We start from the raw sequence: 4,865 nt of genomic DNA, 5'->3' as shown, positions 1-4,865 counted from the left end.
CCGCCAGGAAGGCGCCCGTGAACGCGTCACCCGCGCCGGTGGTGTCCCGGGGCGTCGCCGCCACGGCGCGGACATGGGCGTACACCGTTCCGGACCGGGCCATCAGCGCCCCGTCCGCCCCTTGCTTGGCGACCACCAGCGGGACGTGCCGGCTCAACTTGGCCGCGGCGTCCGCCACATCGGGCAACCCGGTGAGCAGGCACGCCTCGTCCCGGCTCGGCGGCAGGACGTCCACCCCCTCGATCAGCGAGAGGAAGCGGTCCGGCCCCATCTCCCGGAGGAAGCCCGCCGACGCCGGATCCAGGCTCACCCGCACCCCACGCGCGCGTGCCGACTCCAGCGCCACCGCCACCAGCCTCCGGCTGGGCTCCGAGAACAGGAGATAGCCCGACAGGTGCAGATACGTCACACCGTCGAGCAAGGCGTCCGACCAGTCGTCCGGCCCCAGCCGCAGTGCCGCGCCGCTGTCCGTGAGGAACGTGCGCTCGGCGGCCTCACCGGTGTCCACGAGACAGATCACCGTCCCGGTCGGCGCCTCCGCGTCGACGACCAGCCTCGGCCGTACTCCGCACGCGGCCAGTTCCCGCTCGTGCCAGGCAGCCGCGTCCACGCCCACCCGGCCCAGCAGCCGAACCTCCGTACCTGCCCGGCGAGCGGCCCAGCAGGCCACGTTGGCCCCCGCCCCGCCCGGCACCGTACGGATCGCGGCGGCGGTGTCCGTACCCGCGGCGAGCGGCCCCCGGTGCCGGGCGACGACGTCCGTGATGACATCGCCGACGACCAGGAGGGCACCGCCCCCGACGGCCGCGCCGGTGCCGAGCCCGTCCGTCGTCACGCCCCGGACCGGGCGGCCGCGATACGTCCCGCCAGCCGCACGTTGCCCCGCACCGCCGCCAGATTGGCGCTCAGGGAGGCGCCGTCGGTGTGCTGGACCAGGTAGCCCAGCAGGAACGGCGTCACCCCCTGACCGCTCACTCCGGCCTCCTCGCACGCCTGGAGCGCTTCCGCGAGCACACGCGCGTGCAGCTCGGGATCCAGCTGCTCCTCCTCGGGCACCGGATTGGCGACGATCAGCGCCGATCCGGGAGCGCCGAGCGCCGCACGCGCGCGCATGACCTCCGCCACCTGTTCCGGGGAGTCCAGCCGCCACTCCACCGGACAGCCGGAGTCGGACAGATAGAAGCCGGGGAAATGGTCCGTGCCGTACCCGGCGACCGCGACACCCAGTGTCTCCAGCCGCTGGAGTGTCGCGGGCACGTCCAGGATGGACTTCACGCCCGCGCACACCACGGTGATCGCAGTGCGCGCGAGCAGACCGAGGTCCGCCGACTCGTCCTGGGTCGTCGTCCACTCCCGGTGCACCCCGCCGAGCCCGCCCGTCGCGAACACCTCCACCCCGGCCAGCGCCGCGAGCTGGGCCGTGGCCGACACCGTGGTCGCCCCGCTCACCCCGGCGGCCATCGCGAGCGGCAGATCCCGGTGCCCCAGCTTGCGGATCCCGTCCTCGTTGGCGATCCGCTCCAACTGCTGTTTGTCCAGGCCGATCCGGGGCCGTCCGTCCAGTACGGCGATCGTGGCCGGTACGGCCCCCTCCTGCCGTACGACGTCCTCCAGCTCCAGCGCCACCTGGAGATTGCGCGGACGCGGCAGCCCGTGCGCGATGATCGTGGACTCCAGGGCCACCACGGGTCGACGCGCGTCGATCGCCTCGCGCACCTCTTCGGACAACACCAGCACCACGGGCCTGCCTCCTGTCGATCGGTTCTCCCTCATCTCTGGCGGGCGGCGCGTCCGGCCAAACCCTTGCGAGCTGTGGAGGAGGGCACCAGCCTGGGGAGCATGACGGACAACTCGATACGTCTCGACCATGTCGTCCTCTGGGTGCGCGACCCGGTGGCGTCGGCCGACTTCTACGAGAAGACCCTGGGCACGGAACCCGTCAGGCTCACCGACTTCGCCGCGGGGGCGGTGCCCTTCCCCTCCGTACGGCTCAGCGACGAGACCCTCCTCGACCTCATGCCGCTCGCCCTGGCGGCCGGCATGAACATGGTCCCCGGCGCGGCGGAGAGCGCGGGACACCCGGTCAATCATGTCTGCCTGGCGCTGCCCGCAGACGAGTTCGAGACACTCCGTGCCCGCCTCGCGGAACAGTCCGTGCCCCTCTCGGACCTCTCGCACGACTCCTTCGGCGCCCGCGGAATGGCCCGCCGCAGCTTCTACTTCCGCGACCCGGACGGGAACGTCATCGAGGCACGCCACTACGACTGACCTGCGAGGGGTTCCATCGGGGTCGCCTCAGAACAGCGGCTCGGGCAGAACGCCCTCCAGCGCGAGCAGCTTGCGCTTGGTCTCCAGGCCGCCGCCGAACCCGCCGATGCCGCCATCGCTCTCGACGACCCGGTGGCAGGGCACTACGACCGGCAACGGGTTGGAGCCCATGGCCACTCCGACGGCCTGCGCAGCACCCGGCTGGCCGACCCGACCGGCCAGCTCGCCGTACCCGACGACCTGGCCGAACCGCACGCCGGACGCCAGCTCGCGCAGCACCTGCCGGTTGAAGCCCGAGATCAGCGACCAGTCCAGAGGCAGCTCGAAGTCGTGCCGCTCGCCCGCGAAGTAGGCCTCGAACTGGCTTATCGCCTCGGCCAGGAGCGGGGACCCGGGCGCCTCGACGGGCTCGGCGCCCAGCCGGGAGGCGAGCCGCTCCAGCGCCTTGTCGCGGACCTGGTCGCCGGCGTGGAAGACCACGTTTACCAGACCCTCGTCGGTCGCGGCCAGCAGCAGCGGGCCGACGTCCGTGCCGACGACGGTCCACACGATCCGCTGCTCGTCCTGCCCATGGCTGTTCATGCCACCACCGTACGAGCCGCCACTGACAACGCCCGGTGACCTGCGCGAACGGCCCGTCAGCCGGACAGCCCGTCAGCCGGACAGCGCGTCTCGCACGACGTCCGGCTTGTTCGTGATGACCCCGTCGACGCCGTACCCGGCGACCCTGCGCGCGGCGTCCGCGGTGTCGACCGTCCAGGTGAAGACCTCGAGCGGCTTGTCGTGCGGGCCGGTGAAGGCGTGGACCGCGGAGACGTAGGGCCTGGAGACGGAGGTGTACGAGGGGTTGATCTGGTCCGCGAAGACCGCGTACGCGTGCAGGTCCGAGACGGAGGGCGTGCCGAGGAAGCCGGTCTTCACGGCGGGCTTGAGATCGTGCACCGCCCGCAGGCTGGCCGCGTCGAAGCTCTGCACGATCAGTCGGCCGCGGTGCTCGCGGTCGAGCCAGCCCTCGTTGCCGAGCAGCTTGAGGGTTTCCCGCTCGATGCCCGGGTAGAGCTCCGGATTCTTGAGTTCGAGGAGCAGCTTCTGACCGTGAAGATCCACACGCTGTACGTACTGCCGCAGCGTCGGCACACGCGCGCCCGCGTAGGCGGCACCGAACCAGCGCCCCGCGTCCAGGCGCGCGATCTCCGCGGCCGTGAAGTCCTTCACCTTCCAGGGAGCCCGGCCGGGGAAGACCTGCTCCACGTCGGTCGTGCGCTGAAGGCTGTCGTCGTGGAGGACGACCAGTTCGCCGTCCTTGGTGCGCTGGACGTCGTTCTCGACCCAGACGGCGCCGAGGCGGGCGGCCTCGTCGACCGCTTCCAGGGTGTTCTCGGGGGCGTAGGCGGAGCCTCCCCGGTGGGCGATGACCACCGGTGGCGTGCCGTCCTCGACGGCCCGGACGCCGCTCGCGGGAAGCAGGAGGGCGGCGGTCCCCAGGAGCGCGCTGGTCAGGGCGGTCGCGGCACGCGCGTGCATACGTACTCCTCGCGTCGAGCAATCACGTACAGCACCACTGTGACAGCACCGCGTGAACGACACCGGGGTACACAATGGACACATCCTGAATGGGCGTGTTCCGAGTCCGCTCACTGGTGCCGCACAACTGAGGCAAGGGCGTGTTTCTTTGCCGGAAAATCGTTCGACCATTCCGGTGGCAGTCATACTCTCTGCCTCGACCCTGACCGCTCGCGCGGTGCTGGGAAGGGGCACATTTCAGGGAATTCCGGGACGTACAGAGGGCGGAAGGGCAGCCGCGCATGCAAGGCACGGTCGACGGATTCAGCTACGGACTCGTCACACCGCTGGTGGCCTACCTCATGGCCTGCCTCGGCGGTGCCCTCGGCCTGCGCTGCACCACCAGATCCATGCTGGTCAGCAGATCCTGGCGACCCGGCTGGCTGGCTCTGGGCTCGGCGGCGATCGGCTCCGGCATCTGGACCATGCACTTCATCGCGATGATGGGGTTCAAGGTCGAGGAGACGCCTATCCACTACGACAGGTCCATGACCTTCGCGAGCCTGGGCGTCGCCATCGTCATGGTGGGCGTCGGGGTCTTCATCGTCGGCTACCGGGGAGCGACCGGTACGCCCCTCATGACCGGCGGTGCCGTCACCGGGCTGGGCATCGCCTCGATGCACTACCTGGGCATGGCCGGCATGCGCTTCAACGGTCAGCTGGAGTACAACACCGTCACCGTCGCCATCTCCGTGGTGATAGCCGTCGTCGCGGCGACCGCGGCCCTGTGGGCCGCCGGGCAGGTCAGGGGATTCCTGTGGAGCGTGGGCGCGAGTCTGGTCATGGGCCTCGCCGTGACGGGCATGCACTACACCGGCATGGCCGCCCTCAGCGTCCATCTGCACAACACGTCCGCCCCCGTCTCCGGTGACTCGGCCACCTCCCTGCTCGCACCGATGATGATCGGGCCGCTGGCCTTCCTGCTCCTCGCGGGAGTCGTCGTGATGTTCGATCCGCTGATGGTCATGGGCAAGCCCGTGTGGTCACCCGCCGAGAACAAGCCCGGCGTCCCCGCCCGCGAACTTGTCCAGCAC

6 protein-coding genes are annotated in these 4,865 nt (G+C 70.7%); 2 read left to right on the top strand and 4 right to left on the bottom strand.

Annotation, left to right across the window (positions count from 1 at the left end):
* Together EHS43_RS37505 and EHS43_RS37500 are read right to left on the bottom strand one after the other, a co-directional pair.
* On the bottom strand, window positions 1-835 hold an 835-nt coding region (locus EHS43_RS37505), incomplete at its 3' end, for a carbohydrate kinase family protein (RefSeq protein ID WP_125195091.1).
* On the bottom strand, window positions 832-1,740 hold the full coding sequence (locus EHS43_RS37500) for a pseudouridine-5'-phosphate glycosidase (protein ID WP_125195090.1): 909 nt from the start codon (window positions 1,738-1,740) through the stop codon (window positions 832-834). The genes EHS43_RS37505 and EHS43_RS37500, both read right to left, overlap by 4 nt.
* Before the next feature lie 99 nt (window positions 1,741-1,839).
* On the opposite strand from EHS43_RS37500, the gene EHS43_RS37495 reads away from it, so the two are divergent.
* Complete coding sequence (locus tag EHS43_RS37495) at window positions 1,840-2,268, top strand: VOC family protein (RefSeq protein WP_125195089.1); 429 nt, start codon at window positions 1,840-1,842, stop codon at window positions 2,266-2,268.
* A 27-nt stretch (window positions 2,269-2,295) separates the two neighbouring features.
* On the opposite strand, the gene EHS43_RS37490 is transcribed toward EHS43_RS37495, so the two are convergent.
* Both EHS43_RS37490 and EHS43_RS37485 read right to left on the bottom strand, forming a co-directional pair.
* Entirely contained in the window at window positions 2,296-2,850 is a 555-nt protein-coding gene (locus EHS43_RS37490) for a methylated-DNA--[protein]-cysteine S-methyltransferase (RefSeq protein WP_125195088.1), read from the bottom strand.
* Between the two features lie 72 nt (window positions 2,851-2,922).
* Entirely contained in the window at window positions 2,923-3,792 is an 870-nt protein-coding gene (locus EHS43_RS37485; RefSeq protein WP_125195087.1) for a glycerophosphodiester phosphodiesterase family protein, read from the bottom strand.
* A 281-nt stretch (window positions 3,793-4,073) separates the two neighbouring features.
* Here EHS43_RS37485 and EHS43_RS37480 point away from each other — a divergent pair.
* Window positions 4,074-4,865: MHYT domain-containing protein (locus EHS43_RS37480; RefSeq protein ID WP_125195086.1), on the top strand; the 792-nt coding region annotated here is incomplete at its 3' end.

It is taken from the genome of Streptomyces sp. RP5T (assembly GCF_003933965.1).
Taxonomy (GTDB): Bacteria; Actinomycetota; Actinomycetes; order Streptomycetales; family Streptomycetaceae; genus Streptomyces.
The sequence above is the reverse complement of the archived record's forward strand: the minus strand, read 5'-3'. Positions and strand labels throughout refer to the sequence as shown.

Coding starts and splice junctions, on each gene's coding strand:
- EHS43_RS37495 (WP_125195089.1), top strand. CDS start 1,840: ATGACGGACAACTCGATACGTCTCGACCATGTCGTCCTCTGGGTGCGC.
- EHS43_RS37490 (WP_125195088.1), bottom strand. CDS start 2,850: ATGAACAGCCATGGGCAGGACGAGCAGCGGATCGTGTGGACCGTCGTC.
- EHS43_RS37485 (WP_125195087.1), bottom strand. CDS start 3,792: ATGCACGCGCGTGCCGCGACCGCCCTGACCAGCGCGCTCCTGGGGACC.